A 26,770-nucleotide genomic window follows, 5' to 3' on the forward strand; every position below is an offset into this window, starting at 1 on the left:
AGCAGACCGGCTATCGAGCCATCAAACAAAAAATCACCGCAAAATATCCTCTAACACCAGCGAAAGCTCCGTCTTCTCATCCCGATATTTGATAATTACCGGCGTTGCCAAGCTAAGCCCCCACTCCGCGCCCTTCCCCTTCGAGATCGCCCGCGACCCCGGAACCACCACCGCGCCCTCGGGAATCACCAGCGGCATCTCCGCAGTACCCTTATAAATCTCGCCCTTCACCACGTCATACACCGGCGTTCCCCGCGTCAACACCGTTCCCGCAGCCAGAACCGCTCGCCTGCGCACCACAGTTCCTTCATAAACCCCAGTATTTCCGCCAATCAAACAGTCGTCTTCAATGATGACAGGGGAAGCGCTCACCGGCTCCAAAACCCCGCCAATCTGCGCCGCCGCACTCAGGTGCACCCGTCTCCCGATCTGCGCACAGCTCCCCACCAGCGCATGGGAGTCCACCATCGTTCCCTCATCTACATACGCCCCGACGTTCACATACGAAGGCGGAATCAGCGCAACCCCTTTCGCAACATACGCGCCGCTCCGGGCACTCACCCCTCCCGGCACCACCCGCACACCATCTGCAACCACGAACTTCCGCACCGGATACGTATGTTTATCGACAAAGCGAAGCGTCTCTCCGCCCATCTCCATCATCGTCCCAATCCGGAACCCCAGCAAAATCCCACGCTTCACCCACGCATTCACGCGCCATCCCAAAGGAAACGTGTCATCCGGCTCCGCAGCCCGAAGCTCTCCAGCCTCCAGCTTTCCTCGCAGCTCAAAGAACGCCGCCTCCGCCTCCGCACTTCCAATAGCCTCCGCACCCAGCGAAAACCAGTGCTCAATCTGCTCTTCCAACGTCCCCTTCAAACTCACATATCCTCTTTCACCGACTCGAAATCAAACCCAACCTAACCCAACGTGCAGGCAAATGTCCTCTAAAACATCCTCAGATTATCGCCCGAAGCAGGAACCCCAACCAGCATCCCCAACTCGCCCACCATCCGCTCCAGCTTTCTCCGCGTTCCCTCCGACACCGGCACCATCGGCAGTCGCAGCACATCCTCGCCGCGCCCCAGCATCTGCAGCACCGCCTTCACCGGAGCAGGACTAGCTTCCCAGAAGTGCGCCTGCATCAGCCGGAAGAACTGCCGATTGATCCTCCGCGCATCCACCCAATCGTTATCGAGTGCCGCCCGCACCATCCGCGACATCTGTCCCGGAATCACGTTCGAAGCCACTGATATCAACCCCGCCCCGCCCAGCGCCAGCACCGGCAGCGCCAGCCCATCGTCGCCGGCAAACACCTTGAAGCTTCGCGGAGCAGACGTCAGCAGCTCCGTAATCTGCGCGATATTCCCACTCGACTCCTTGATCCCGATGACGTTCTTCAGCTCCGCCAGCCGCAGCACCGTCGCCGGCTCCAGATTCGCTCCCGTGCGCGAAGGAATGTTGTACAACAGCACCGGCAGATCCGTCGCCTCGGCGATCGCTCGGAAGTGTTGATACTGTCCCTCCTGCCCAGGACGGTTGTAGTACGGATTCGCCGTCAGAACTCCCGTCAATCCAGTCACCTGCGACAGCTTCTGTACCCGCCCCACCACCTCATGCGTCGCATTGTGCGTACAGCCCGCAAACACCGGAACCCGCCCCGCCGCCGTGGCCACCACCAGCTCGATCACGCGCAGCCACTCCGCCTGGGTCAAAGTCGAGGCCTCGCCCGTAGTCCCGCAAGGCACAAGAAAGTCGATTCCGCTCTCGATCTGCCAGTTCACCAGCCCATGCAGCGCCGGTTCATCCACACCGCCGTCCCCGCGAAAGGGAGTTACCAGCGCCGTTCCACAACCCATCAAATTCATAATGATTTCAAGTCTACCGCGTCCGATCCCACTTCTCATCTCCGCCCTGTTCCTAAGCAAAAAGATCGAAAAAAACGCACCCTAAAACCAGATCCTGGGGCGAGGATACAGGCAACGCGCCGCCGCTCCTATGCCCCCTACAAAGAGCGTTTTGTACGTCATGGATCGCGAACGTAACTCACGCGCGCCTCCCGCGGAGCTAGTCCTCCCCAACCTATCTTAGGAGCAAGCCATGAGCCCAATTACAAGCAGATATAACAGAAGATTCAGCCTTCAAATTCTTGTCGCCGCCAGCGCTGCAATCCTCGCAGTAGCCCCATCTCTGGCGCAGATGCAGGGTGGAGCGCAACAGAGTTCGCCCTCACCACAAAGCACTGGCGCCCAGCAGTCACCCGGCTCACAGATGGGTGCAATGGATCAGGCCTCAGGCCTGGATCCCAACGGCCCCGAGATGATGATGGACAAGTCCTTCGTCCGCAAAGCTCTTCAAGGAGGCACAGCTGAGGTGCAACTCGGTCAGCTCGCCCTCCAGAAGAGTAACAACAGCGACGTAAAACAGTTCGCTCAAAAGATGATCGACGACCACACCAAACTCGGCGACGAAATGAAGCAGGTTGCCCAGCAGCTCAGCGTAAAGGTGCCGGACTCACCCACCTCCAAAGACAAAGCGACCATAGCGAAGTTGCAGGCCTTCGACGGCGATGCCTTTGACAAGGCCTACATCAAGGACATGGTCAAGGATCACCAGCAAGATGAGAAAGACTTCAAGCAGGAGTCGCAGAGCGCATCCACTCCCGCTCTGAAACAAGTCGCCTTTCAGGGCGCACAGGTCATCAACCAGCACCTGCAAATGATCGAACAGATCGCCCAGAAGAACAACGTCGTCGCGTCGAAGTAAAGGACCCAGAGCCATCTCCGACAGAAAGTCCTGAACACAAACAAGGGCGCGGACCAGGCGCCCTTGTCTCGTCTAGAACCAGCTAAACCTTTGTGCATAACTTCCGCGATACAACGTCAGTCACGGCGGATCATGAGCGGGGGTGGAAGAGTTCGTGCCAGCTCAAGCCGATATCCGAGAGGAGAATCGCCATGAAGGAGACGAAGACGATCTCCAGCGAAAAGCTGGCGCCGGTGTGCGGGACCGCGAAGGGAAACTGTATCAGGACGCGGACGCCGATGAAGGTAAACGTGACGGCGTAGGAGCGAACCATCCATTGGCGGTGCTGCTGGATCTGTCGATTGCGCGCAGTCAGAAACGCTGCGACGGTGGTGACGATCCATGTGGACGCCTGCAGGCTGCTCGCCAGAAAGAAGTACGGGATGGTGTGGGGGGTGTTGCGATGGTAGGCGAGGATGATCGCTAGCGGTGCGGCTATCAGCACAGAGATGACATAGATCCTGCCAAGCACGCGATGAAACTTTGGGCTGCGACTGCGGAGGCGGCTGGAGAACTGCGGCGGCCCACATAGTAACGCGAGAACGCCCGCAGCAATATGGGGGAAGATGAGGAACGGAATGGTGCGGAGGTACGCTCGCTCGGTGTGTTGATGGAGGAGGAGGGGTGCTTCGACGTGAAGGACGATGTAAAGAGTTGCCGTCGCCATCACGATCCAGAGCGCGGGCTTGAGCAGCCGGCGTCGATGGGGAGTGGACGTTTGTTTCGGCATTAAACTAACTGGCATTGCGGCTCCTGAGAGCGAAGTGATTCTGCGTTCGTTCGCGGCTTGACCAAGCCTACAGATTCGCTGCGAATAGGCTCTAGATTGCCGTTCGAGCACTGCAGAAAGTCATATTGGCTTGAAATAATGATCCGCTTTTGTCTGACTGCTTGTCAGCAAAGCAAACAGGATTATGACGTGATTTGACAAATGTGTGACAAACAAAAGACAAGTCACACGCGCTGAACAGGTCGCCTCCCACAGACAACCTTGTTTAGCTAAAACCAGCTAAACCTCTAAGCATAACTTCCGCGATACAGCTCCGAAGGCACATGAAACTCCGGCACATGCAGCTCCGCAGCTCCATTTACTGTTCCCGGCGCCGTATCCATGCACTTCACAAACGCCGTCTGGAACTTCTCCATCTCGGCCTTCGTTCCAACCGTCACCCGCACATAGTTCGGCATCGCGGACCACGTCCGTCCAATCGCAACGTTCTCCTTCATCATCGCCATCTGGAACTCCCGCCCCGGACGCTGCACATCCACCATGAACATGTTTCCCTGCGATCCCGGCACGATCTTGTAACCCTTCTTCGTCAGAAACTCGAGCGTATCCGCCCTGATATCCGCATTGATCTTCTTCCGCAGAGGCACAAGGCCCTTATCCTCCAGACTTGCACGAGCGGCCGCAGCGGTTGTGATCGAGATACTCGCCAGGCTGCGCGCCGGAGGAGCAACCGTCTTGAATCGCTGCAGCAGGTCCGGCCGCGCCACCGCAAAGCCCGCCCGCAGCCCAGCCATGCCATAGATCTTCGAGAACGTCCGCAGCACGATGATGTCCTTATCTTGCGCCACCAGATCGATCACCGAGTCGTCGTTCGAGAAATGGTGATACGCCTCATCCACGATCACGACCGACCCCGCCGGCTTGTTGTTCACCAGCCACACAATATCCTCTCGCGGCGTCATCGTCCCCGTAGGATTATTCGGATTCACCACGTAGTAAGCGCCCGGCGAAGGATGCGCCTTCACCATCGCCTTCACATCGTGCGCATAGTTCGCCGTCAGCGGCACCGGATACTTCGGAGCCTTCATCGTCTCAGCCGCTCGGGGTCCCTGCTCATAGCTTGGGTCTGCGTACACTAGCGGCTTATCCGGTCCAATGTTGGACATCAACGCCAGATCGAGCGGTCCGCTGGAGCCTGGAAACAGACCCACATATCCGCGCTTCAATCCAAACTGTTCGTTGAAGACCGCGACCGTCTTCATCGTCTCTTCCTCGTGATACCGCCCGCCCATCGATGCCGTACTACATAGCGCCGTTAGCGCAGACTGCGCCGGTCCAAGCGGATTTTCGTTAGAGCTGATGATCACCGTATCGGGCGGCATCTCGCCCATCTCGTGCGCATGGGGATGTTGCCCTGCACCGGCCTGCTGCGTCGATGCGAACGCGGGAAATGAGACGGCCGTTGCCGAAGCCGCGCCCAGAATACGCATGAACGACCTGCGCGAAACGCCTTGCGTCAAATGGGGATTCATAGAGTTCTCCTGAAAAAGATGTGTGCGAATGCAGGTCTGCTACGACAGATGGAAGACGCCAACTGAGGATTAGCTACAGAATCCCCGCAAAAAGGGCAGGGTATTGCAGGCAAATTCTTTGGGAACTGTATGTGAAGACGAACCGTGGTCCGATTGAGTTTCAATGTACCGCGAATTTCTCGCGAACGCCACAAGAATTCAAGAAGAATATGCGAACACGCGGCGCACCGAATCACGAACGAACATCCCTAATCCCGACCAACGGGAGGGCACTCGTCGCTCACCCCTGCAAACAAGGAAAAGAGCCATGGAATGGCCGCCCTCCACGTAGGAGCCCCGTCCGGCAGGACAGCATCTTCCATCAACCGAAGACTAAACCCACTCCCCTTTACGCATCAAAGGCTCAGCCGCGCCACTCGCTGCAATACCATCCACATCCATCTCGCCAGACCCGATCATCCAGTCCACATGGATCAGGCTTGCATTCGCACCCAGCGCCGCCAGCTGCTCCGCATCCATCTTCTCGCCGCCGATCAGGCAGGTCGAGTAAGCCTGTCCCAGCGCAATATGGCTCGCCGCATTCTCATCGAACAGAGTATTCCAGAACAGCACGCCACTCTGCGCAATCGGCGAAGAGTGCGGCACCAACGCCACCTCACCCAGCCGTCGCGCTCCATCATCCGTACTGATCAGCCGATTCAGCACATCCTCGCCCGCGGTCGCCGTGGCCTCCACAATCCTGCCACCTTCAAACCGCACCGCAATATTCTCAATCAGCGTTCCCTGGTGCGACAGCGGCTTCGAAGCCCGCACCGTGCCGTCCACGCGATCCTTATGCGGCGTCGTAAAGCACTCTTCCGTAGGAATATTCGGCTGGCAGTAGATTCCATTCCCCGCCGTAGTCCCACCGCCCGCCCACAGATGATCGTCCGCTAACCCAACCGTCAGGTCCGTGCCAGGCCCCTTGAAGTGCAGCGCCGAAAATCGCTTCGCATTCAACAGATCCATCCGCTTCTTCAGCCGCGCCCCATGCTCCCGCCACTCCTGCACGGGATCGTCCACCGCCACGCGCGAGGCCACAAAAATCGCCTCCCACAGCTTCGCGACGGCGATATGCTCCTGCTCTCCCGGAAACACCAGCTTCGCCCACTCCGGCGTCGCATAAGCCACAATCGTCCAGTTAATCTCGTGCTTTGTAATTAACTCCATCGCCGGCTTACCCGCCTTCGACGCCGCAATATTCGCCCGCGAGACCTTCGCCGGATCCTGCTTCGCCAGCAGCGCAGGGTTCGCTCCCGCAATCGCCAGCCGCGCCGCGCCACTGCGAAAACCCGCCGCGATCCCATCCTGCAGCCACACCGGCGCATAGTCGAAGCTCGCATCACTCGCATACTCAAACCGCGCCAGCACGCTCGGATCGTCGGAGTAGAACGTAGTCACCAACAGCGCCCCGGCCTTGTACGCGTACTCTGTAATTCTGCGCACCAGCGGCAACGCCTCCATAGGAGCAGACATGATCAGCTCTTGCCCCGCGCGCAATCCCAGCCCCACCTTCACCGCAACCTCGGCCAGACGGTCCAGCTTCTCCTCGAACGTAAGGCTCGCAAACTTCGTCTTATCCGCCACTGCCGCAACGCTCATAGTCAATCCTTCCACTCCGCTAAATCTCTGTGTAAACATCCCGAAAGTCATAGCATCCCGTACGCGTCGCAAGCCACTCGGCCGCACGCACCGCGCCCTCGGCAAACCCTCGCCGCGAAAACGCCTCATGCGTCAGCACCAGCCGATCCGCCTCGCTCCGCGCTTCCAGCGTATGCAATCCCATCACATCGCCGTCACGGATGGCCTCAATCGGCACCTCTGAACCAGTCTCAGACGTCACTGCCTTCGCCAGGCTGATCGCCGTTCCTGAAGGCGAATCCAGCTTGCTCGTATGGTGCGTCTCGACGATCGAAAACTTGTACCCGGTGTTCTTCAGCGCCCTGCCCATCATGGCCGCCATCTGCATCATTACCTGCACGCTCACCGAAAAATTCGTGCCATACAACAGGCCCGCCTGCTTCCGTTCCGCCAGTGCACGCATGTCCCCAAGCCTGTCGTACCAGCCCGTCGTTCCAATCACCATCTTCGCGCCCGTCGCCAGGCACGCACGCATATTCTGCACCGCAGACTCAGCCGTCGTGAAATCAATCACCACATCGAACCCCGCAACGAACGGAGGCGTCAGCGCCGAAGCGCCCGCGTTCTCCTTCGCATCCAGTACATGCACACCATGTCCGCGCTCCGCCGCAATCGACGCCACCAGCTTGCCCGTCTTACCCATTCCCAAAACCAATACCCGCATCGTGTGCCTTCCTAAGCCTTGCTCTCTTGTTCTATCCGGTTCGCATTATCCCTGCCCGTTACGTCAAACACGGTCTCATCCGGGTTCGTGAAGAAGTGCTTGTGCAAACTCCGTACTGCCTCTTCTACATCCTCCTCATCGATCATGAAGCTCATATTGATCTCGCTCGCACCTTGCGAGATCATGCGCACATTCACATGGCTGATCGCCGAAAACACCTGCCCCGCAATCCCGTTGTGTCCGCGAATATCCTCGCCCACCAGGCACACCAGCGCCTTATTGCCCTCCATCTTCACATCCGCAATCTTGCTCAGGTCAGAGCAGATCTCCGGCAGTTGTTGATTGCTGTCCACAGTGAGTGAGATGCTCACCTCGCTCGTCGATACCATATCAATCGCGCACTTGTACTTATCGAACACATCGAACACGGCCTTCAGATATCCATGCGACATCAACATCCGGCTCGCGACCACATCCACAATTGTCAGTCTCTTCTTCGCCGCAATGCTCTTGAACGGACTCGCGCACTTATCCGCCATCGCCGTAATCTTCGTGCCTTCATTCGCCGCATTGCGCGAGTTCAGCACCCACACCGGAATACTCTTCTGCACCGCCGGCAAAATCGTCGCCGGGTGCAGCACCTTCGCGCCAAAGTACGCGAGCTCCGCCGCCTCCTCGAAGCTGATCGTCTTCACCCGTAGCGCATCCGGGCAGATCCGCGGATCGGTCGTCATAATCCCGTTCACGTCCGTCCAGATCTCGATCGCACCGGCATGCATCCCGCCACCCACCAGCGCCGCCGTGTAGTCGCTTCCGCCGCGCCCCAGCGTCGTCGTGACGCCCTCCACCGTCGCTCCGATAAACCCACCCATCACCGGAGTCTTCCCAGCCTCGATCAGCGGCAGCACTACCTCTGCCAGCTTGCCCTCAATCGCACTCTCCACCGGCGCCGCCTTGCCGTAGTTCGCGTCCGTCACAATGCAACGTCGAGCATCCACATGCGCGCCCTGCATCCCGCGCTCCTGCAGAGCCTCGGCCATTACCCTGCTCGAAAGCCGCTCCCCGAAACTCACCACCAGATCGTTTGTCCTCGGCGTCAACTCGCCCACCGCGGAAATTCCTCGCAGCAGATCATCCAGCGCATCGAACTCCGCATGCAGCGCAAGCTGCAACTTCGCAAACCGTTCCGTCTCCAGCAGCGCCGCCGCCGTATCGATATGCCGATGCCGCAGTCGCGCACCAATTGCCAGCGCGCCCGCCTTATCTCCACGTCCCGCCGCCGCAGCAGCAGCCAGCAACAGGTCCGTCACCTTCGCCATCGCCGATACCACAACGACAGCCTCCAGCCCCTTATCCCGTCGCCCGCGAACAATCTCAGCCGTCCGCTTCATCGCCGGCGCATCCTCCACCGACGTACCGCCAAACTTCATCACCACCAGACTCCGACGCTCTACGCTCAAGCCGTCACCGCCACTGCCCGCTGCGTCGCCCCGGTCACCGGCACCCCAAGCTTATCCAGCTTCCCCATGCGCGCCAGCACCTCAGCGTTCAACACAGCCGCTCCCGCTGCCCCGCGAATCGTATTGTGCGACAACACCACGAACTTCCAGTCCAGCAGTGTGCACTCGCGCAACCGCCCCACCGTCGCGGCCATTCCACTCCCGCGCATCCTGTCCAGCCGTGGCTGCGGACGATCCACACCCGCATCGAACTCAACCGGCTGCGTCGGAGCCGTAGGCAGATGCTGTCCCTCCAGCGGCGCAAACTCGCTCCATGCCGCCAGAACCTCCTCGCGCGTAGCCTTCTTCTTGAACTTGATACTTACGCACTCGGTATGCCCATCCTCCACCGCCACGCGATTGCAGTGCGCACTCACCTTCGCATCCAGCAGGTCAACCTTCGCGCCGTTCAAACGACCCAGCAGCTTGCCGACCTCCTCCTGCAGCTTCTCTTCCTCATTCTTGATAAACGGCACCACGTTCCCTAGAATATCCAGCGAAGCCACGCCCGGATATCCCGCACCGCTCACCGCCTGCATCGTGCTCACAAACAGGCTCTCAATCCCGAACCTCTCCTCCAGCGGTTTCAGCGCCAGCACCAGCCCAATCGCGCTGCAGTTCGGATTCGTCACAATGTATCCGCCGCTCTCCCGCCGCCAGCTCTGCGTCTCCAGCATCGCCAGGTGATCCGCATTCACCTCCGGTACCACCAGCGGCACATCCTCGGTCATCCGGAACGCGCTCGAGTTCGAGATCACCGCACATCCCGCAGCGGCAAACTTCGGCTCCAGCTCCCGCGCAATATCCGAGTCCAGCGCAGCAAAGATAATCTTCGGCAGCTCAACCGCCGAGCCCTCAGGAACATTCGGCTGCAGCGTCATCGCCGCAATCCCCGCAGGCAGCGGAGTGTCCAGCTTCCACCGGCACGCATCGGCGTAGGTCTTACCCGCGCTCCGATCGCTCGCTGCCAGCCACGCAATCTCGAACCACGGATGATTGCTCAATAACTGAATGAATCGTTGCCCGACCATGCCGGTCGCGCCAAGAATCCCAACCTTACGCCGTTCCATTGCTTCACGCCCCAAAGTGCGATCTGGTTATCCATTTAGAATAACGCGCCATGCCGCGCGCGAACACCCCTCACCGCCCAAACTGCCTCAGATGATGGTCCGCATGCAGATATCCCCACCGCCTCCACTCGAACTCCGTCATCCTGCCGAACATCGGATGACCCGGCATCGCCTCCACCGGAGTCCGCCTAAACCGTTCCACCAGCGCAAGCAGCTCCCGCCGATCCGCATCGAACTCCGTCGGGCACGTCCCGCCCCCACCCTGCTTCAACTCCGGCCGCGTCGGTACATTCTTCGGCCACTTCATCGGAACCCGCAGCGCGCCCCACTTCACCACCGTCCGCAGAAACCAGCTCGACGCATCCTCCGCACTCTTCTCCCTCAGCGTCAATCGAAGCGCGTCCGACAGATGACATACCATCCCATGCGCCGACATCGTTCCCCATCGCGGCCTATCCAACACGGTCAGCTCTTCAATCCGCTTCAGAATCTCCTCGCAACACGGCGCCTTGTCCAGAGTCTTCATTCGCAATCCTCATCCTGCGAACCGGCGAATCAGTTATCGCGTCTGCGTCTCGAGTGGTACCCACCCGACCCACCCCACACCAGCACCGCCACCACCAGATGAACCAGGAACCACAGGCTCACCCCCTGGTCGAGATAGATCAGAAACAGTACCAGCGCACGCGGCAGCAGCGCCCACACCAGCAGCGGCACCAGCCAACCCTGCAGGCGATACGGCGCCAGCCAGCTCTCCAGATGAAACGGCACCAGCACACCCTGAAACCACGCCACTACCAGCGTCAGCCTGGGCAGAAACAGCGCAAACACCAAAAACCAGAACGGCAGCCGGTGCACCACAAACTCGAGCCGGAACTGCACATGCTCCTGCACCGCTACCGCCAACATCGCCAGTCCTGCACTCATCGCGCCCCCGTCCTTTATTTCAAGTCCTCTACTTCGAGCTGAAGCTGAAATCCGCCTTGACCGTCTTATGCGCGTCAACCGTCACGGTCATCACCTGCTCGCCCATCTTCTCGTGTACCGCGACAATCGTATACGTCCCCGCCGGCAGCCCGCTGATCCCGAAGTGTCCATCCTTATCCGTCACCGCAAAAAACGGCGTAGCCGAAACATTGATGAACGCATTCATCCAGGGATGGTTATTGCAACGCACCGGAATCATCGTCTCCACCTGGTTAAACTGCTTCACCTGCGGCGCGCCCTTTGCTCCCTGCGAGATATCGACCGCATGTGCCCCTTCCGCCGTAGGCATGGTGTGGATGTTATGCATCGTCCCATCCGAGTTGCGGAACTCCACCGATCCGCCCCTCGTCACCGCGACCACATGCGGCACATACTTACACCCCACCTGGTCCATCACCACCGGCGCAGGCGTCGGTCCTCCCGCCATCATCGCCGCCGGAGGCCCGCTCTTGATGTACACATACACATTCGCCAGCTTGCCATCCGCCACCACATACTGCTCGGAGTAGTTATCCCCGCCCATCATCGAGCACACCGGGTCCATGCTCATATCGATCTTCACCCGCTCCGGAGCCTTCCCCGCAAAGTGCACCGTCCCGCTCACCATGCCCTCCGTCGCCTGATCCAGCGGCACAATCGGCGCAACCGCAGGCGGCGCAGCATCCTTGGTTCCGTTGCCGATCACCTGCGCCTGCTTCACCGCATCACTCGGCTTGCATCCAGCCAAACCTGCCAGCACCGCACCCACCGCCAACATCGTCATCCAACCACCGCACATCCGCCTCATACAACCTCACTCCAACTCAATCTCAAACATCGCGGTGCGCTCAGAAAAACCGAAGTCTCTCCAAGCGCACCGGACCATCCTGCACTACGCTCTGTCGTCATGGCAACAACCTAAGCCTGAACCGGAGCCTCCATCGCTGCCAGCACCGCATCCGCAAACGCCTTCGTCCCGCTCGTACCGCCAACATCCTTCGTCAGCGTCTTACCTTCGCGATACACCAGCTCCAGCCCGTTCTGCACTCGCTCCGCAGTCTCCGGCTCGTCGATATAATGCAGCATCAACACCGCGCTCTGTAGCAGCGCCGTCGGGTTCGCCATATCCTTGCCCGCAATATCCGGAGCCGACCCATGCACTGCCTCGAAGATCGCGCACTCCGTCCCCAGGTTCGCGCCCGGAACCAGCCCTAGCCCGCCCACAAACGCGCTGCAAAGGTCGCTCAGAATATCGCCGTAGAGATTCTCCGTCAGCAAAATATCGTACTGGTAAGGATTCATCACCAGCTGCATACACGTGTTGTCCACAATATGCTCGTGGTACGCCACCTCGGGAAAGCCCTCCGCCACCGTCCTGCAGCACTTCAGAAACAATCCATCCGAGAGCTTCATAATGTTCGCTTTATGAATCGCATGAATCTTCTTCCGTCCATGCTTGCGCGCATAGTCGAACGCAAACTTCGCAATCCGCGTCGAACCCTTCTCCGTAATAATCTTCAACGCCTGAACCACGCCCGGCACCACCTCGTGCTCCAGTCCCGCGTACAGGTCCTCCATGTTCTCGCGCACAATCATCAGATCGAGATTCGGATAGTTCGTCTTCAACCCCGGCAGACTCTTCACCGGCCGGAAGTTCGCAAACAGTTCGAACTTCTTCCGTAGCGTCACGTTGATCGAAGCAAACCCTCCGCCAATCGGCGTCGTCACCGGCCCCTTCAGAGCCACCCTGTTCTTCTCAATCGAGTCGTACAGCACCTTCGGGATGTACTCACCCGTCTTCTCAAACGCCGTCGCTCCCGCATCGTACGGGTGCCATTCAAACGCCACGCCCGTAGCCGCACCCGCGGCCTCCAGAATCTTTACTACCGCGCTCGAAACCTCGGGCCCGATTCCATCTCCCGGAATCAACGTAATCCTGTGCGTCTTCTTTGCTGCCGTCATCCACTACCGCCTTTTCTTGGGGTCTTTTCCATCCAACAACTCTTCCAGCTCCGCCTTGAACTCACGCACATCCTTGAAGTCGCGATACACGCTCGCAAACCGGATATAAGCAACCGTATCGATATCCTTCAGCCGCGACATAATCAGTTCGCCGACCTCATTCGTCGTCCGCTCCCGCTCCGGCGAATCCACCACATACGCCTCGGTCTCATCCACAATCCGTTCCAGATTCACCGCGGCCACCGGCCTCTTCTCGCACGCATGCAGCAGCCCGCTCAGCACCTTCTGCCGATCGAACTTCTCCCGCCGCCCATCTTTTTTCACTACCATGTACGGAATCTCATCGATCCGCTCGTACGTCGTAAATCGCTTGTTACAGCCTTCGCACTCCCGTCGCCGGCGTATCGAGTCCGCGTCTTTACTCTCGCGTGAATCGACAACTCGGTCCTGGGCAAAACCACAGTAGGGGCACTTCATCGGAATATACCGATTCTAACAGTGCGTTTAAAGATCATGTCCTGCCGGCCGGGCCGCTTACTCAGCGTGAGGTCACTTCGTGACGCGTATACCTTGTCAAGCCCGCGCAAGCGACAAAGATCCTCCCGTTGGTCGGCATAATCTTTATTGCCGACCAACGGGAGGCCCACCCGAAGGAGTACAAAAGTCACGAAGTGACCACCCTCCGTGTAGGAGGCCCGTCCGGCAGGACATATCTTTTACAACTCCGCCGCCCCCGCAGCTTCGCTCTCCTCAGCCACCTTCTTCAAACTCACATGCTCCACCCGCGAATACACCAGCCCCGCAGGAATGATGCAGATAAACGTAACCACCAGAAGCATCGCTCCACACGCCGTAGCCGCCTCAATCGGAGCCCCATAGAACGTATGCATCGCCGCCGCCGTAATCGCAATCTGCGTAAACCACCCAATAATCGGCAACTGCAGCAACGACCCGCCAATACTCGCCGCCATCAACAGCATCGTCCGCGAAAACGTCACTCCCGCCAGCTCCGGAGTATGCACAAACGCATGCGCCGTCTGCATATACGCAAACCCGATCATCACCCACATCGTCAGCGAAATCGCCACCACCACGCCAAAGTCCCGTACCGACGACAGCGCATTCAACCCATCGCGAAACCCAATAATCTTCGTCGCAAGACTCTCTCCCGCGGCCTTCGACACTAGGCCCACCGTCCCCCGCGCAAACGACGCCACCGTACCACCCGCCGTCCGCACCACGCCAGCAAAGATCGCAATCGCCAGCGTCAATCCCATGCTCACCACGCCCGCCTTCACAAACACCTCATGGTGCGGCAGACCCTTCGGCGTAAACGCCAGCGCACTCGAAAAGATCAGCGCCGCCGCACCCAGATCGAACATCCGTTCAATCGTGTACACCGCAATCTGCGAGCTCAGCGGAAGACTGATCCGCCTCGCAACAAGAAAAGGCCGCGTCAGATCCGCCAGCCGCCCAAACAGCGCCACCGCCGTAAATCCGATAAACTGCGACCCCAGCAGGGAAGTGGGCGACACCTTCTTCGTCGGCGACACAAACACCGACCAACGCAAAGCCCTTAAAAAATATGTGACATAAATCAGCACAATCCCAGCCACGATGTGCCCTACGCTCACCAGCCGCAGCTGCTGCCAGAACGTCCCCCAGTCAAACTGCACCCTGCTTCGAAACACAAACACCAGCACAACCAGCGCAACGACCGCCACCGACCACAGAACCGCACTCCGCTTCGTCATCGTCTCTCTCTTCTATGAAACTTCGGCAATGGGTAAGCCAGCGCAACCTGAACACCAGCGCAGTACATCCGTGGATGAATCTACTTCGCCTGAGCCATCAGCGCCATCTGTTTCCGCCGGTTGAACTCGCGAATCACCCGAGCCACATACTCCCGCGTCTCCCGATACGGAGGCACCCCATGGTACTTATCCACCGCCCCCGGCCCTGCGTTATAAGCCGCGAGCGCCAGCGCCACATTATCGCGATACCGCGTCAGCAGCTCATCCAGATACGCTGTACCGCCCGCAATATTCTGCTCCGGCCGAAACGCATCCTCCACTCCCATCGCACTCGCCGTCCCAGGCATCAACTGCATCAGCCCCTGCGCACCTGTCCGCGACACTGCCCTCACCTGCCCGCCGCTCTCAGCCCGCACCACGCTCGCCAGCAGATCTTCATCGATGTGGTGTGCCGCACCCGCATGCGCCAACATCTCGTGCATCTCTTCCTTTGTCGGAGCAGTCATCACCGCCGTCGGCGAAGGCACCTTCACCGCACTCACCGGCTCCGGAACATCGGGCACCGTCTCCACCCTCACTACCGCATCGGCTGCGACCTCCAGATAGTTCGTGTCGTCCGCTGCCGCCACACCCTTATCCGCGAGATACAGCCGAACCTTATCCCCTACCATCTCGCGCCGTACGCAATCCAGCTCAAACCCGTTCCTCAGCGTCACATGCTCAGCCCCGCGCGCCAGCGGACACACCGCCGTCAGCACCAGCCCAAAGCCCATCGCGCCAAGTCGAAATCTCGATAACATCGCCACCTTCAAAGGCTACCACCGTCCACCCCGCCACGGCCCGCACAAAACTCCCACCTTCGTGCCATCAAACCCAAGCGCCTGCGCACCGAGCGCCCACTTCGTGGAGCGTATACCGCTTCGCACGATCCTCCCGATGGTCGGCACAAAAATTCTCAAGCGACCAACGGGAGCCGCACCCGAAGGGGTATACAAGTCACGAAGTGACCACCCTCCGTGCAGGAGGCCCGTCCGGCAGGACCTATCTTTTAAAAAATCAGTAAACCAGCCTTAAATCCCCGCCAACGCCGACTCAATCGCCTCCGCCACCCCATCCTCATCATGCCGCAGCCCCATCCTCCACCCACGCTCCGCCGCCGCAGCCTTCAGATCCTCCGGAGCATTCCCCATTAGCACCGCCTGCCCCGCAATCTCCAGCATAGACACATCGTTCCAGTTATCCCCAATCGCCAGAATCTCCGTGGCCCCAATCCCGCGCCCCTCCGCCAGCCGCAGCAGCGCCGAACCCTTGCTGCACCCCGCCGGCAAAATATCCACAATACTCAAATCCCTCTCCGGATACTCCGTCCGATGCAACGCCGCCTCCGCACCCGGCGCCCGCTCCTGCGGCGAGATCCCGCCCTCCGCCCGCCCCAGGCTCTCCAGCCTCCGCACCTCATCCCTCCGTAGCGGCGTCACCCCCACAGCCGACACCCCCGGATGCTCCAGCAGCCTCGCCTCCGCCCGCCGCATCCGCTCAATTGTCCCGCACAGCATCATCTGTATCGGAGCATCGCCCTCCAGCGCCTGCTCAATCGGAACCATCCGCACAATATAAGGCTCATTCGCCGCCATCCATCGCCCTATACTCGCCGTCAGCTCCTCCATTCGCTCCACCACCAGCGCCCCGCGAGCGTCCTCGCCATCCGCCCCCACCTTATCGAAGGTCACCACCAGCGCATTGCGAAACTCATCCAGATGCCCGCACAGCCACCGCGCCGTCTCCACCGGCAACAGCGTCCTCTCCACCAGCCTCCCCCCAATCGTCCTCGTCACCGTCCCATTCGAGCTGATCAGCGCATCCTCCTCCCGCAGCCCCAACCCCCGCAACACCCGCATCGCATACGAGTGCCGCCTCCCCGTCGCCACCACCACCTCCACACCCGCCCGCTCGGCCGCCTTCATCGCCTTCAGATTCCGCGCGCTCACCCCGCCATCCGGCCCCACCAGCGTCCCGTCCATGTCCACCGCAATCAGCCGCATAGCCACCTCAACTTCTGCATATTCTCTCATTCGTCCTGCATAAATATCCATAACCCGTTCAAAAACATGCATTTACAGGAAATTCACTGGACTTTCATCCACGCCCCCCGCAGACTGAAAGCAGGCACCACAAAGGCTTGTTTATGTTTCACAAAAATGTTCTAAGCTCCCTCCGGAGTGTTCCATCCCAGCAACTCCAGTCAGTCCAGACCACCGCCCCGCAACTTATCCTCCTTCCCCCTGGCGGCGGAGCCCCTAAAAAGAGTCCATCCCCACTCTTCGATTTGGTCGCCATCGCCGCGCACCGGTGCTCCTCCTTCTTCGCCGAAGCAGCCGTGCTGGTCCTCGTACTGGCTCTCCTCGACCGCTTCATGCTCAAGGGCCGCATGGAACTCAACTGGGTCGTCAGCGCCTTCACCATCAGCCTCCTTCTGCTCGCCGCCAGCATCGCCACCGACTTCTCGTCTCGCCGCTGGCTCAAGCGTCACTAGTTCGCTGTCGAATCCCTGTCTCTCAACCTCTAATCCCGCTGCCTTCGGACACTCGTCGACAGCATTAAAATTCTTTTGCAAATAATTCCGGTAACATCTGATATATGCCCGCGATTGCTTTTCTGGAATGTGTCCGTTGCCAACACCAGCTCTCCGCCGACACACCACAAACCCTCTGCCCCCTCTGCTCCGGCTCCCTCTATGTCCGTTACGACATGGACCAGCTCAAGCGCACCGCCCGGCGTGAAGACATCACCGCCCGCGCCGCCGCCTCACCCGCCAGCCTCGGCATGTGGCGCTACTCCAGCGTCCTGCCCGACGTCACCCCTGTCACCCTCGGCGAAGGCTGGACGCCCATGCTCCACAGCAAGCGCTACCCCGGCCTCTACGTCAAAGAAGAAGGAGCCAACCCCACCGGCAGCTTCAAAGCCCGCGGCCTCGGACTCGCCGTCACCATGGCCCGTCACTACGGCCTCCAGCACCTTGCCGTTCCCTCCGCAGGCAACGCCGCCGGAGCACTCGCAGCCTACTGCGCCGCCGCCGGCATCTCCGCCCACATATTCATGCCGCAGGACGTCCCCTTCGCCAACTACCTCGAAGGCGTCCTCTACGGCGCCGACGTCACCATGGTCGACGGTCTCATCTCCGACTGCGCCCGCATGGTCGGCGAAAACATCAAGGCCCAGCGCGAAGCCAATACCCCCGCCAGCCAGGTCTGGTTTGACGTCTCCACCCTCAAAGAACCCTTCCGCGTCGAAGGCAAAAAAACCCTTGGCTACGAGCTCGTCGAGCAGCTCGGCTGGACCTATCCCGACGCCGTCTTCTACCCAACCGGCGGCGGCGTAGGCCTCATCGGCATGTGGAAGGCCTTCGAAGAGATGGAGCAACTCGGCTGGGTCGAGAAGGGAAGCAAGCGCCCGAAGATGTACGCCCTCCAGGCTGCAGGCTGCGCTCCCATCGTCAAAGCCTACGACCAGCACCAGCCCGTCAGCGAGTTCTTCCAGAACGCATCCACCTTCGCTGCTGGCCTCCGCGTCCCCAAGCCCTACGGCGATGCCATCATCCTCGACATCCTCGAAAAGTCCGGAGGCAAAGCCCTCGCCTCCACCGACGAGGTCATCCTCGCCAGCATACTCGACTGGGCTCGCCACGAAGGCATCTTCCTCTCACCCGAGGGCGCAGCCGCCACCGCTGCCTACGACCAGCTCCTCGCCGCAGGCGAACTCAAGCCCACCGACAAGGTCGTCCTCTTCAACACCGGCGCCGGCCTCAAGTACACCGACATGACCGCCGAAGCCATGCACCTTCGCCGCCCCACCGCGCTCCCCACCAGCATGCCCGTCGGCGGCATCATCACACCGCAATAATCAGCGTCGCAAAACAGAAGATTCGAGAACGGGGCTGGCCTAAAGACCAGCCTCAGCCTCATCCACCGTAGCAAAGCTCTTCAGAACCATATCTACCTTCGTCATCACGATCAGCGATGCCACCCGTTCGTTCGTCCCCGCCAGCACCACCGATCCCCCATGGCTCTCCGCCGACACATAGCTGTTCATAATCAACCCCAGCCCCGCCGAATCCATATACGGCGTATCGCTCAGGTCCACGATCATCCTCTGCGGCTTCAGCGCCCGCAGCTCATCCTGCAACGCAAACATTGTAGACAGCGTAAGCGGCCCGTCTAGCTTCAGAATCTTCGTTCCTTCACTCCGTCCATCGGTAAAGCTATAAGTCAAAGGTTCATCGCGCATGGATCAAAGTCTATGGAATAACCTCCCTTCAAATGTGAACGCCGCGTGAATGTAGCACCTTCGCGTACACATAGGCCGCAGCCCCATCCCCACGCTGAATCGTCACTCTTCCGCCCACCATCTAACGCCAAGGTGCCGACCCTCTCGGCCAAAGGATCCACATCATCATGGAATACAAAACCCTGGGCAACACCGGCCTCCTCGTCTCCACCCTCTGCTTCGGCACCATGACCTTCCACGGCGGCGACGGCTTCTGGAAGGTCGTCGGCACCGCCAGCCAGGCCGAAGCCGACGAGCTCATGAAGGCCTCCATCGACGCCGGCATCAACTTCTTCGACACCGCCGACGTCTACTCCGAAGGCGAGAGCGAAAAGGCCCTCGGCCAGTCCCTCAAGAACCTCAACATCGCCCGCAAAGACGTCATCATCGCCACCAAGGTCTACGGTCGCGTCGGCCCCGGACGCAATGACGTTGGCGCATCCCGCGGACACATCATGGACGCCGTAAACGCCAGCCTCCGCCGCCTCCAGACAGACCACATCGACCTCTACCAGATCCACGGCAACGACACCGTCACCCCCGTCGAAGAGACCCTCCGCGCCCTAGACACCCTCGTCCAGCAAGGCAAGGTCCGCTACATCGGCGTCTCCAACTGGCAGGCCTGGAAGATCGCCAAAGCCCTAGGCATCTCCGAGTTCAAAAACCTCGCCCGCTTCGACAGCCTTCAGGCCTACTACTCCATCGCTGGCCGCGATCTCGAGCGCGATCTCGTTCCCCTGCTCGAAGCCGAAAAGACCGGCCTCCTCGTCTGGAGCCCACTCGCCGGCGGCATCCTCTCCGGCAAGTTCAGCCGCGAAAACCAGAAACCCGCAGGCACCCGCCGCTCCGAGTTCGATTTCCCCCTCGTCGATAAGGAGCGCACCTGGAAGATCCTCGACGCCATGGCCCCCATCGCCAAAGCTCACGACTGCAGCCCCGCCCGCATCTCCCTCGCCTGGCTGCTCTCCAAGCCCGTCGTCACCTCCATCATCATCGGAGCCAAGCGCCTCGACCAACTCACCGACAACCTGGCCGCCATCGAACTCAAGCTCACCCCCGACGAGCTCAAGCAGCTCGACCAGGTCAGCGCCCTGCCACCCGAGTACCCCGGCTGGATGCTCCCCTTCCAGGGTGCCGCCCGCCTCGCCCCCGCCGAGCGGCCAGTCACCAAATCGGAGTAGCTGTCAAGCCCCGAAACCCTCCAACCCCGCGCCAGTCGCGGCCAATCACGTGGCGTAGAAGATACCTTCCGACAGCTATACAGGATACAGGAACAGAAGAAGCCCCGGGCCATCACCGGGGCTTCTTCGTTTTACCCAAGGCAGTATCGAGATATAGCCTGAGCGGAAGTGATGGACTGATATTAGAAAGTGATGGATCGTAAGTGATGGATTGATATAGAAGCGTCATCCTGAGCGGAGCCCTCTCGCAGTTTCATCGCGAGAGGCGCAGTCGAAGGACCTGCAATGGACTCGGCGTGCCAATACTCTCTCCTCATCTCGCACCACATCCGGAACAGTTCCGCATCGTGCTATAGGTCGATACCACCCAGGGCGTTGGTCGCGAATCCTCCACAAGAAGATTCCCCCATCCGTCTGCATCCGAAGTACACTGTCAAATCACCTGTTTCGAAGACTTTACACACCAAAGTAGGGAGGGGAGTACCCGCACCATCATGTCCGTTCGCCAGCAAATCCGTCCGGTGCTCACCCTTGCCCTCCCGCTCATCCTTGCCGAACTCGGCTGGATGTCCATGGGCATCGTCGACACCGTCATGGTCGGACACATGGCCAACCCAGCCCTCGCCATCTCCGCCGCCGCCCTCGGTCAGGTCCTCTACAACACCATCGCCTTCGGCATCTCCGGCGTCCTCCTCAGCCTCGACACCTTCCTCTCCCAGTCCCACGGTGCAGGCCGCTTCGACGAGGCCAACCGCTGGCTTCTCCACGGCCTCATCCTCGCCGCCGGTCTTGCCCTCACCCTCATCCTCATCGTCCTCTGCGCCCCCATCCTCATGCTGCGCCTGCCCATCGACCACCAGGTCCTCACCGGTTCCGTCGCCTTCCTCCGCGCGCTCAACTACGGCACCCCCGCACTCTTCCTCTACTTCACCCTCCGCCGCTACCTCCAGGCCTTCAACCACGTCCGCCCTATCGCCCTCGCTCTCGTCACCGCAAACCTCATCAACGTCGTAGGCAACTGGCTCCTCATCTACGGCCACTCCTTCGGCCCCATCCACATCCCCGCTCTCGGCGTCACCGGATCCGGCCTCTCCACCTCCATCTCCCGCTGCTACCTCGCCCTCTTCATGGTCCTTGGCCTCTGGCGCATCGAACGCCGCCACCACTACGGCCTCCGCAGCATGCAGCTCCACTTTGAACCCCACCGCCTCCGCCGCCTCGCGCTCCTCGGAGCACCCGCAGGCAGCCAGATCTTCGTCGAAATCTCCATCTTCGGTATGGTCACCTTCCTCATCGGCACCATGGGCCGACTCCCGCTCGCAGGCCACGAGATCGCCCTCAACTGCGCCAGCTTCACCTTCATGGTCCCCTTCGCCATCTCCGCCGCAGCCGCCGTCCGCGTAGGCCAGGCCATCGGACGCAAAGCACCCACCGAAGCCGCCTCCGCAGGCTGGGCCGCCATCCTCCTCGGAGCCACAGCCATGGCCATCTTCTCCGCGGTTCTCCTCACCTTCCCCCGCGCCATCGCCGGCTCTTTCACCACCGACCAGGCCGTTATCGCCGCCACCGTCCCCCTGCTCTTCGTCGCCGCCATCTTCCAGTTCTTCGACGGCCTCCAGATCACCGCCACCGGAGCCCTCCGCGGCGCAGGCAACACCCACGCCGGCCTCTACATCCAGATCGTCGGCTACTGGATCATCGGCCTCCCCATCGGCTACCTCTTCGCCTTCCGCCTCCACTACGGAGCCGTAGGCCTCTGGCTCGGTCTCTGCGCCGGACTCGTCGTCGCCGGCCTTACCCTCACCGCCACCTGGCGCCACACCACCAAAAAACTCCGCGCCACCCTCCCCCACCAACTCTCAAAAATCTAAAGCCGCAACCTAAGGCCCCAGCCCCTCAACCTCCAGCCCCACCCGCGTCTTCGACCGTGTCGTCAATGTCACCGCCGAAGCCACAATCAATCCTCCCCCAACCCAAGCACTCGGCCCCAGCCGCTCTCCCAGCACAAACACCCCCAGCAGACTCCCCATCAGCGGCTCCATATTCAACAACACACCCGCCTGCGAAGCCGGAACCTGCGTCATCCCCCAGTTCCACAGCAGCGTCGTCGTCGCCGTACACAACACCCCGCTCCCCGCCAACGCCAGCCACGCCTTCACCGACACCCCATGCACCGGCGGCATCCCATACTTCACCGGCACCCACACCATCAGCATCAACGTCCCCAGCAGCAACCCATACGCCGTCACCACCACCGGCGAGTGCCTCTCCATCAACCGCTTATTCAGCAGAATCCAGAACAGCGCAATCGTCAGCGACACCACCACCAGCAGATCTCCCTTCAACGAAGCCCCGCCCACACCATGCTTTCCTCCCAGCGCAATCAGCGCCGCCCCGCACGTCGACCCCGCCAGCGCCATCCATCCCACCCGGTCCATCCGCTCATGCGCAAACGCCGCCGCCCCCACCGCCAACAGCACCGGCATCGTCCCCACCATCAGCGAAGCGTGGCTCACCGTCGTAATCGACAGCGCATAAAACTGAATCAGAAACTGCAGCGGCACCCCAAGAAACGAAGCGATCAGCAGCAATCCCCACTCGCCCCCGTTCAACCCCGGCCGATGCGTCACCAGCAACGGCAGCAGCACCACCAGCGCAAACAAAAACCGGTACAGTACCATATGCGCGAAGCCCATCTCCATCAGCGCAATCTTGCCGAAGAAAAATCCGCACCCCCACAACGAACTAGCCATCGCGCACGCCGCAAACCCCAGCGCCCGCCTCTTCTCTAAAACCGCCATACATTCACTCTCGCACACCCCACAAAAGAAAACGGGAGAGCAAGCCGAAGCCGCTCTCCCGATCACAACCAAGCTACTAGTCTCTAAGCTGCCGCTACCAGACCCTGCAACTCTGCACCGGCACCATCGGCGAACCCTTCTTGCATCCAAATGCCGCCGCAAATCCCGGCTGATTCACAATCGCGCCATTCGCGCGGAAGTGGTCTGGAGAGTGGGGATCCGTCAGCACCTGATTCCTCACCTGCTCCGGCCGCGAGTTCTCGCAGTAGTTCTGCGCGAAGCCGATGTAGAACCGCTGCGGAGACGTATAGCCGTCCTTCTTCGCCGCAAGGTCCACACCCTCCTTCTTCGCCCGGTCCAGATAAGCGATATACGCCAGCACCAGCCCACCGTTATCCGCGGTGTTCTCGCCCAGCGTCAGCTTGCCGTTCACCTTCACATCATCGACCGCCGTAAAGCTGCCGTACTCGTTCACCAGGCAGTCGGTGCGCGCCACGAAGTTCTTCGTATCGTCCGCCGTCCACCAGTCGTTCAGGTTGCCCTTGCCGTCGAACTTCTTGCCCTCATCGTCGAACCCATGCGTCAGCTCGTGCCCAATCACCGCACCGATGTGTCCATAGTTCACCGCATCGTCTTCCTTCGAGTCATAGAACGCCGGCTGCAGAATCCCGGCAGGGAAGTTGATGTCATTCATGCTCGGATCGTAGTACGCGTTCACCGTCGGCGGCGTCATCCCCCACTCGCCATGGTCCACCGGCTTGCCGATCTTCGCCAGCTGACGGTCGTTCTCAAACTCATCCGCGCGTATCTTGTTGCCCAGCGGATCTTCCGGCTTAATCTCCAGCTTCGTATAGTCTCTCCACTTGTCCGGATAGCCGATCTTGTTCGCCACCAGGTGCAGCTTCTCCTTCGCCTTCACCTTCGTCTCAGCCGACATCCACTCGCTCTGGTCGATGTCCTGCTCCATCGCGGCCTCAATGTCATGAACCATCTCCAGCATCTTCGCCTTGCTGTCTCCAGCAAAGTACTGCGCCACATACACCTTGCCCAGCGCCTCGCCCAGCGCGCCGTTTACGGAGTTCGAGCAGCGCTTCCATCGTGCCGCCTGCTCCGGCTGTCCTTCAAGCTTGCGGCCATAGAAGTCGAAGTTCTCTTCATCGAACCGCTTCGGCATCCGCCCAGCCATCGCCGTCAGCAACTGGTACCGCATATAAGCCTTCAGCGTCTCCAGGTCCGTCGCGTTGACCTCCTTCACCAGCGCAGGGAAGAAATCCGGCGTCGCATTGTTCAACTCGCTCACACGCGGCGAGTGAACCGCATCCTGAAACGCCCCAAAGTCCACGCCCGGTATCGTCGCCTCGAACGTAGCGATCGGCTGCAGATGATACGTCTTCTCCGGATCTCTCATCTCCGTTACTGTCATCGAAGCCTTCGCCAGCGTCGTCTCAAACGCCATCATCGCGTCGGCATCCTTCTTCGCCTGCTCCGGCGTGCTTCCCGCCAGCGTCAGCATCTTCGCCACATGGTCCACATACTGCTGCCGCAGCTCTACATCCTTCGCGCCCGTGCGCAGGTAGTAGTCCCTCTCCGGCAATCCCAGCCCGCCCTGCTGCACTGCCGCAATCTGCTTCGCCGCATCCTTTAGGTCCTGCTGTTCGCCATAGCCGAAGAAAACAGTCACGCCCATCCGCTGTAGCTTGCCCACCACCGCCGGCAGCTGGTCCTTGCTCTTCAACGCATCGATCTCATGCAGCAGAGGCTCCACCGGAGCCAGTCCCTTCTGTTCGATCAGGTCCGTATTCATGCACGCCTTGTAGTAGTCGCCGATCTTCTGCTCATCCGGTGACCGGCCCGCGCCTCCCGCCGCCGCCTTGTTCAAAATCCCATTCAGCGACTGCGTATTCACGTTGTACAGCTCATAAAACTGGTCCACTCCCGCCTGGTCCGCAGGAATCGGATGGTTCGCCGCAAACTTTCCGCACGCAAACTTGTAGAAGTCGTTGCAGGGGTCCACCGTCGTATCAATCGACGTCTTATCGAAGCCTGGAACGGGCAGATAAACCTGCGTCGGCTTGCTGCTGTCGACCGCGATCTCGACTCGTTGCGCAACGCCCGTGCTCCAAGCTCCAGCCGCCATCAACGCAACCGCCACACGCAACGCAGCCCGGCGTCCGTCCTTGCCTGCCGCTAACTCCCGTCCAATCATCATTTCTTCTCCTATTTGCTACAAAGCTTTTGTATCACCTGGCCCATACCACCCACCAACTTCACGGCTCCCGATGCACACCTTGGCGCAGTTCCTTCGTCTGTGAAACATTAGTGTACGAACGATCGAATAAACAGGGATACGCGCCCTCCGCCATGTTGGTTCCCACGCACCCAAATTCGACCCCACACCGCCGCTCCCGTCTCCCGTTGCCCGGTCTGTCCCTATTCAGTCTGATCCTCTTCGGCATCCTCGCCTCAGCCCCACTCCACGCCAAAGGCCCCGCCGCCCCCCAGCGCATCCCCCTCGACAGCCTCGGCTTCCAGAGTCTCTCCCCGCAATTCCTCCTCAGCGGCAGCTCCATGCTCACGCTCCACTACGTCGACGGCCAGCACCTCCTCATCACCTTCAACGCCCGCCACCTCATGACCCGCCTGCCCGACGAGCCCGAAGACGACATGGACCGCAACGTCGACGCCGTCCTCCTCGAGCTTCCCTCAGGCCACATCCTCGCCCGCACCACCTGGCGCCTGCACGATCACGGCCAGTACCTCTGGAGCCTTGGCCACGGCCAATTCATCCTCCGCGTCCGCGACTCCCTCACCCTCTTCGCGCCCCTCGCCAACCTCGTCTCCGGCCAGCCCTTCGCCGAGCGCAAGTTCCTCAACTCCGTCGACCGCACCATCGCCACCATCCTCCTCTCGCCCGACGCCGACCTCCTCATCATCGAATCCCGCAAACGCACCCCACCCGCGCCCAAGCCTGTCGACCCGCTCTCCACCCCCCGCCAGACCGGACTCATCGAACGCGAACCCTACCGCGCTCCCGTCCAGGTCAACTTCTACCGTCTCCTCTGGCAGGACGACACCGTGATCCCCAAATCCGCCGGCCGCGTCGTCACCCGATCCACCGGCATGATCCCCGCCACCGCCTCCGGCTATCTCGCCATCGTCGACCAGGGCCGCCAACACTTCGCCTTCGACTTCCACTCTTACACCGGCAAGATCGACGAGCTCGCCCCGCTCGACTCCACCTGCCCCCCAGCCCCCCTCTTCGTCAGCCACAGCGAGTTCATCGCCTTCGCCTGTCACGAAGGCCAGGGCCTCCACGTCCTCGGCGGCTTCAATATGCGCGGTGAAGAGATGTGGGAGCAGAACCTCTACGGAGACTACCTCGCCCCCTCCCTCGTCTTCGCCCCCGCCAGTGGACGCTTCGCCTTCAGCCGCATCCTCGCCCACTCCACCCTCGTCCCCGACCAGCCCGTCAGCGCCGACGAGATCCAGTCCCAGACCGTCGTCGTCTACCAGACCAACTCCGGCAAACAGATCCTCCGCGCCGAGTGCTCCCCCGTCGAACGCGCCGGCCAGAACTTCGCCCTCGCTCCCGACGGCCTCTCCCTCGCCGTCGTCCACGCCGACGCCATCGAGATCTACGCCCTCCCCGCCCTGTCCTCCAAAGAGCAAGCCGAAGTCAAGCTAGCCGAAGCCTCCGCACCCCCGCCAAACGACATCCCCGTCCACTTCGGAAGCGAGTCCGCCCAGGCCATCGAGGCCGACTCCTCCACCCCCGACAACCCCTCCACCGCACCCGCCCCCCC

General features: G+C 60.7%; 25 protein-coding genes. 6 read left to right on the forward strand and 19 right to left on the reverse strand.

Features of this window, described 5'->3' with window-relative positions; all coding sequences use genetic code 11:
* Positions 1 to 33: 33 nt before the first annotated feature.
* Positions 34 to 885 carry a 2,3,4,5-tetrahydropyridine-2,6-dicarboxylate N-succinyltransferase gene (locus GSQ82_RS17875; protein WP_158793516.1) on the reverse strand — a complete coding sequence of 284 codons (852 nt, stop codon included), beginning with the start codon at positions 883 to 885 and terminating at the stop codon, positions 34 to 36.
* Between the two features lie 62 nt (positions 886 to 947).
* Positions 948 to 1,868 carry a 4-hydroxy-tetrahydrodipicolinate synthase gene (gene dapA, locus GSQ82_RS17880; RefSeq protein WP_174243089.1) on the reverse strand — a complete coding sequence of 307 codons (921 nt, stop codon included), beginning with the start codon at positions 1,866 to 1,868 and terminating at the stop codon, positions 948 to 950.
* A 232-nt stretch (positions 1,869 to 2,100) separates the two neighbouring features.
* Here dapA and GSQ82_RS17885 point away from each other — a divergent pair, with 232 nt between their 5' ends.
* On the forward strand, positions 2,101 to 2,766 hold the full coding sequence (locus GSQ82_RS17885) for a DUF4142 domain-containing protein (RefSeq protein WP_158793517.1): 666 nt from the start codon (positions 2,101 to 2,103) through the stop codon (positions 2,764 to 2,766).
* Between the two features lie 130 nt (positions 2,767 to 2,896).
* Here GSQ82_RS17885 and GSQ82_RS17890 read toward each other — a convergent pair whose 3' ends face one another.
* From GSQ82_RS17890 to GSQ82_RS17955, 14 genes are all read right to left on the reverse strand, one after another.
* Positions 2,897 to 3,550, reverse strand: a complete 654-nt coding sequence (locus tag GSQ82_RS17890) for a DUF2306 domain-containing protein (protein ID WP_158793518.1) — start codon at positions 3,548 to 3,550, stop codon at positions 2,897 to 2,899.
* A 272-nt stretch (positions 3,551 to 3,822) separates the two neighbouring features.
* Positions 3,823 to 5,067 (reverse strand): pyridoxal phosphate-dependent aminotransferase, encoded by a 1,245-nt coding sequence (locus GSQ82_RS17895; protein ID WP_158793519.1) that lies wholly within the window; start codon positions 5,065 to 5,067, stop codon positions 3,823 to 3,825.
* Positions 5,068 to 5,439: 372 nt separating this feature from the next.
* A complete protein-coding gene (locus GSQ82_RS17900; protein WP_158793520.1) occupies positions 5,440 to 6,708 on the reverse strand; it encodes an aminopeptidase in 1,269 nt (422 codons plus the stop codon).
* Between the two features lie 19 nt (positions 6,709 to 6,727).
* Entirely contained in the window at positions 6,728 to 7,411 is a 684-nt protein-coding gene (locus GSQ82_RS17905) for a 4-hydroxy-tetrahydrodipicolinate reductase (protein WP_158793521.1), read from the reverse strand.
* An 11-nt stretch (positions 7,412 to 7,422) separates the two neighbouring features.
* Positions 7,423 to 8,841, reverse strand: a complete 1,419-nt coding sequence (lysC, locus tag GSQ82_RS17910) for a lysine-sensitive aspartokinase 3 (RefSeq protein ID WP_158793774.1) — start codon at positions 8,839 to 8,841, stop codon at positions 7,423 to 7,425.
* Between the two features lie 26 nt (positions 8,842 to 8,867).
* Positions 8,868 to 9,980 (reverse strand): aspartate-semialdehyde dehydrogenase, encoded by a 1,113-nt coding sequence (gene asd / locus GSQ82_RS17915; protein WP_158793522.1) that lies wholly within the window; start codon positions 9,978 to 9,980, stop codon positions 8,868 to 8,870.
* Between the two features lie 70 nt (positions 9,981 to 10,050).
* Complete coding sequence (locus GSQ82_RS17920) at positions 10,051 to 10,506, reverse strand: DUF1569 domain-containing protein (RefSeq protein ID WP_158793523.1); 456 nt, start codon at positions 10,504 to 10,506, stop codon at positions 10,051 to 10,053.
* Positions 10,507 to 10,535: 29 nt separating this feature from the next.
* Positions 10,536 to 10,907, reverse strand: coding sequence for a hypothetical protein (locus GSQ82_RS17925; RefSeq protein WP_158793524.1), 372 nt, complete (start codon positions 10,905 to 10,907; stop codon positions 10,536 to 10,538).
* Between the two features lie 28 nt (positions 10,908 to 10,935).
* On the reverse strand, positions 10,936 to 11,754 hold the full coding sequence (locus GSQ82_RS17930; protein WP_254061725.1) for a carboxypeptidase regulatory-like domain-containing protein: 819 nt from the start codon (positions 11,752 to 11,754) through the stop codon (positions 10,936 to 10,938).
* 110 nt (positions 11,755 to 11,864) lie between these two features.
* Positions 11,865 to 12,908, reverse strand: a complete 1,044-nt coding sequence (locus GSQ82_RS17935) for an isocitrate/isopropylmalate dehydrogenase family protein (RefSeq protein WP_158793525.1) — start codon at positions 12,906 to 12,908, stop codon at positions 11,865 to 11,867.
* 3 nt (positions 12,909 to 12,911) lie between these two features.
* The gene (gene nrdR / locus GSQ82_RS17940; RefSeq protein WP_158793526.1) at positions 12,912 to 13,385 is read right to left on the reverse strand and encodes a transcriptional regulator NrdR; all 474 of its coding nucleotides are present in this window, start codon (positions 13,383 to 13,385) and stop codon (positions 12,912 to 12,914) included.
* A 239-nt stretch (positions 13,386 to 13,624) separates the two neighbouring features.
* Positions 13,625 to 14,662 (reverse strand): lysylphosphatidylglycerol synthase transmembrane domain-containing protein, encoded by a 1,038-nt coding sequence (locus GSQ82_RS17945; RefSeq protein ID WP_158793527.1) that lies wholly within the window; start codon positions 14,660 to 14,662, stop codon positions 13,625 to 13,627.
* Between the two features lie 80 nt (positions 14,663 to 14,742).
* Positions 14,743 to 15,462 carry a lytic transglycosylase domain-containing protein gene (locus GSQ82_RS17950; RefSeq protein WP_158793528.1) on the reverse strand — a complete coding sequence of 240 codons (720 nt, stop codon included), beginning with the start codon at positions 15,460 to 15,462 and terminating at the stop codon, positions 14,743 to 14,745.
* Positions 15,463 to 15,732: 270 nt separating this feature from the next.
* The gene (locus tag GSQ82_RS17955) at positions 15,733 to 16,734 is read right to left on the reverse strand and encodes an HAD-IIB family hydrolase (protein ID WP_174243090.1); all 1,002 of its coding nucleotides are present in this window, start codon (positions 16,732 to 16,734) and stop codon (positions 15,733 to 15,735) included.
* 113 nt (positions 16,735 to 16,847) lie between these two features.
* On the opposite strand from GSQ82_RS17955, the gene GSQ82_RS17960 reads away from it, so the two are divergent.
* The gene (locus GSQ82_RS17960; RefSeq protein WP_158793529.1) at positions 16,848 to 17,195 is read left to right on the forward strand and encodes a hypothetical protein; all 348 of its coding nucleotides are present in this window, start codon (positions 16,848 to 16,850) and stop codon (positions 17,193 to 17,195) included.
* Between the two features lie 104 nt (positions 17,196 to 17,299).
* Entirely contained in the window at positions 17,300 to 18,562 is a 1,263-nt protein-coding gene (locus tag GSQ82_RS17965) for a threonine synthase (protein WP_158793530.1), read from the forward strand.
* A gap of 39 nt (positions 18,563 to 18,601) precedes the next feature.
* Here GSQ82_RS17965 and GSQ82_RS17970 read toward each other — a convergent pair whose 3' ends face one another.
* A complete protein-coding gene (locus GSQ82_RS17970) occupies positions 18,602 to 18,946 on the reverse strand; it encodes an STAS domain-containing protein (protein ID WP_158793531.1) in 345 nt (114 codons plus the stop codon).
* 167 nt (positions 18,947 to 19,113) lie between these two features.
* Here GSQ82_RS17970 and GSQ82_RS17975 point away from each other — a divergent pair, with 167 nt between their 5' ends.
* On the forward strand, positions 19,114 to 20,166 hold the full coding sequence (locus tag GSQ82_RS17975) for an aldo/keto reductase (RefSeq protein WP_158793532.1): 1,053 nt from the start codon (positions 19,114 to 19,116) through the stop codon (positions 20,164 to 20,166).
* Positions 20,167 to 20,660: 494 nt separating this feature from the next.
* Positions 20,661 to 22,037: an MATE family efflux transporter gene (locus GSQ82_RS17980; protein ID WP_158793533.1), complete on the forward strand. Its 1,377-nt coding sequence runs from the start codon at positions 20,661 to 20,663 to the stop codon at positions 22,035 to 22,037.
* 9 nt (positions 22,038 to 22,046) lie between these two features.
* Here GSQ82_RS17980 and GSQ82_RS17985 read toward each other — a convergent pair whose 3' ends face one another.
* On the reverse strand, positions 22,047 to 22,967 hold the full coding sequence (locus GSQ82_RS17985) for a DMT family transporter (RefSeq protein ID WP_158793534.1): 921 nt from the start codon (positions 22,965 to 22,967) through the stop codon (positions 22,047 to 22,049).
* Between the two features lie 94 nt (positions 22,968 to 23,061).
* On the reverse strand, positions 23,062 to 25,176 hold the full coding sequence (locus GSQ82_RS17990) for a M13 family metallopeptidase (protein WP_254061726.1): 2,115 nt from the start codon (positions 25,174 to 25,176) through the stop codon (positions 23,062 to 23,064).
* A gap of 152 nt (positions 25,177 to 25,328) precedes the next feature.
* On the opposite strand from GSQ82_RS17990, the gene GSQ82_RS17995 reads away from it, so the two are divergent.
* A partial coding sequence (locus GSQ82_RS17995) for a hypothetical protein (protein ID WP_158793535.1) occupies positions 25,329 to 26,770 on the forward strand: 1,442 nt, incomplete at its 3' end.

Source organism: Granulicella sp. L60 (assembly GCF_009765825.1).
Lineage (GTDB): Bacteria > Acidobacteriota > Terriglobia > Terriglobales > Acidobacteriaceae > Edaphobacter.

Excerpts from the sequence above, each read along its gene's own strand:
- dapA (WP_174243089.1), bottom strand. The coding sequence starts at position 1,868 with ATGAATTTGATGGGTTGTGGAACGGCGCTGGTAACTCCCTTTCGCGGG.
- GSQ82_RS17885 (WP_158793517.1), top strand. The coding sequence starts at position 2,101 with ATGAGCCCAATTACAAGCAGATATAACAGAAGATTCAGCCTTCAAATT.
- GSQ82_RS17890 (WP_158793518.1), bottom strand. The coding sequence starts at position 3,550 with ATGCCAGTTAGTTTAATGCCGAAACAAACGTCCACTCCCCATCGACGC.
- GSQ82_RS17895 (WP_158793519.1), bottom strand. The coding sequence starts at position 5,067 with ATGAATCCCCATTTGACGCAAGGCGTTTCGCGCAGGTCGTTCATGCGT.
- GSQ82_RS17900 (WP_158793520.1), bottom strand. The coding sequence starts at position 6,708 with ATGAGCGTTGCGGCAGTGGCGGATAAGACGAAGTTTGCGAGCCTTACG.
- GSQ82_RS17905 (WP_158793521.1), bottom strand. The coding sequence starts at position 7,411 with ATGCGGGTATTGGTTTTGGGAATGGGTAAGACGGGCAAGCTGGTGGCG.
- lysC (WP_158793774.1), bottom strand. The coding sequence starts at position 8,841 with ATGAAGTTTGGCGGTACGTCGGTGGAGGATGCGCCGGCGATGAAGCGG.
- asd (WP_158793522.1), bottom strand. The coding sequence starts at position 9,980 with ATGGAACGGCGTAAGGTTGGGATTCTTGGCGCGACCGGCATGGTCGGG.
- GSQ82_RS17920 (WP_158793523.1), bottom strand. The coding sequence starts at position 10,506 with ATGAAGACTCTGGACAAGGCGCCGTGTTGCGAGGAGATTCTGAAGCGG.
- GSQ82_RS17925 (WP_158793524.1), bottom strand. The coding sequence starts at position 10,907 with ATGAGTGCAGGACTGGCGATGTTGGCGGTAGCGGTGCAGGAGCATGTG.
- GSQ82_RS17930 (WP_254061725.1), bottom strand. The coding sequence starts at position 11,754 with ATGAGGCGGATGTGCGGTGGTTGGATGACGATGTTGGCGGTGGGTGCG.
- GSQ82_RS17935 (WP_158793525.1), bottom strand. The coding sequence starts at position 12,908 with ATGACGGCAGCAAAGAAGACGCACAGGATTACGTTGATTCCGGGAGAT.
- nrdR (WP_158793526.1), bottom strand. The coding sequence starts at position 13,385 with ATGAAGTGCCCCTACTGTGGTTTTGCCCAGGACCGAGTTGTCGATTCA.
- GSQ82_RS17945 (WP_158793527.1), bottom strand. The coding sequence starts at position 14,662 with ATGACGAAGCGGAGTGCGGTTCTGTGGTCGGTGGCGGTCGTTGCGCTG.
- GSQ82_RS17950 (WP_158793528.1), bottom strand. The coding sequence starts at position 15,462 with ATGTTATCGAGATTTCGACTTGGCGCGATGGGCTTTGGGCTGGTGCTG.
- GSQ82_RS17955 (WP_174243090.1), bottom strand. The coding sequence starts at position 16,734 with ATGAGAGAATATGCAGAAGTTGAGGTGGCTATGCGGCTGATTGCGGTG.
- GSQ82_RS17960 (WP_158793529.1), top strand. The coding sequence starts at position 16,848 with ATGTTTCACAAAAATGTTCTAAGCTCCCTCCGGAGTGTTCCATCCCAG.
- GSQ82_RS17965 (WP_158793530.1), top strand. The coding sequence starts at position 17,300 with ATGCCCGCGATTGCTTTTCTGGAATGTGTCCGTTGCCAACACCAGCTC.
- GSQ82_RS17970 (WP_158793531.1), bottom strand. The coding sequence starts at position 18,946 with ATGCGCGATGAACCTTTGACTTATAGCTTTACCGATGGACGGAGTGAA.
- GSQ82_RS17975 (WP_158793532.1), top strand. The coding sequence starts at position 19,114 with ATGGAATACAAAACCCTGGGCAACACCGGCCTCCTCGTCTCCACCCTC.
- GSQ82_RS17980 (WP_158793533.1), top strand. The coding sequence starts at position 20,661 with ATGTCCGTTCGCCAGCAAATCCGTCCGGTGCTCACCCTTGCCCTCCCG.
- GSQ82_RS17985 (WP_158793534.1), bottom strand. The coding sequence starts at position 22,967 with ATGGCGGTTTTAGAGAAGAGGCGGGCGCTGGGGTTTGCGGCGTGCGCG.
- GSQ82_RS17990 (WP_254061726.1), bottom strand. The coding sequence starts at position 25,176 with ATGATGATTGGACGGGAGTTAGCGGCAGGCAAGGACGGACGCCGGGCT.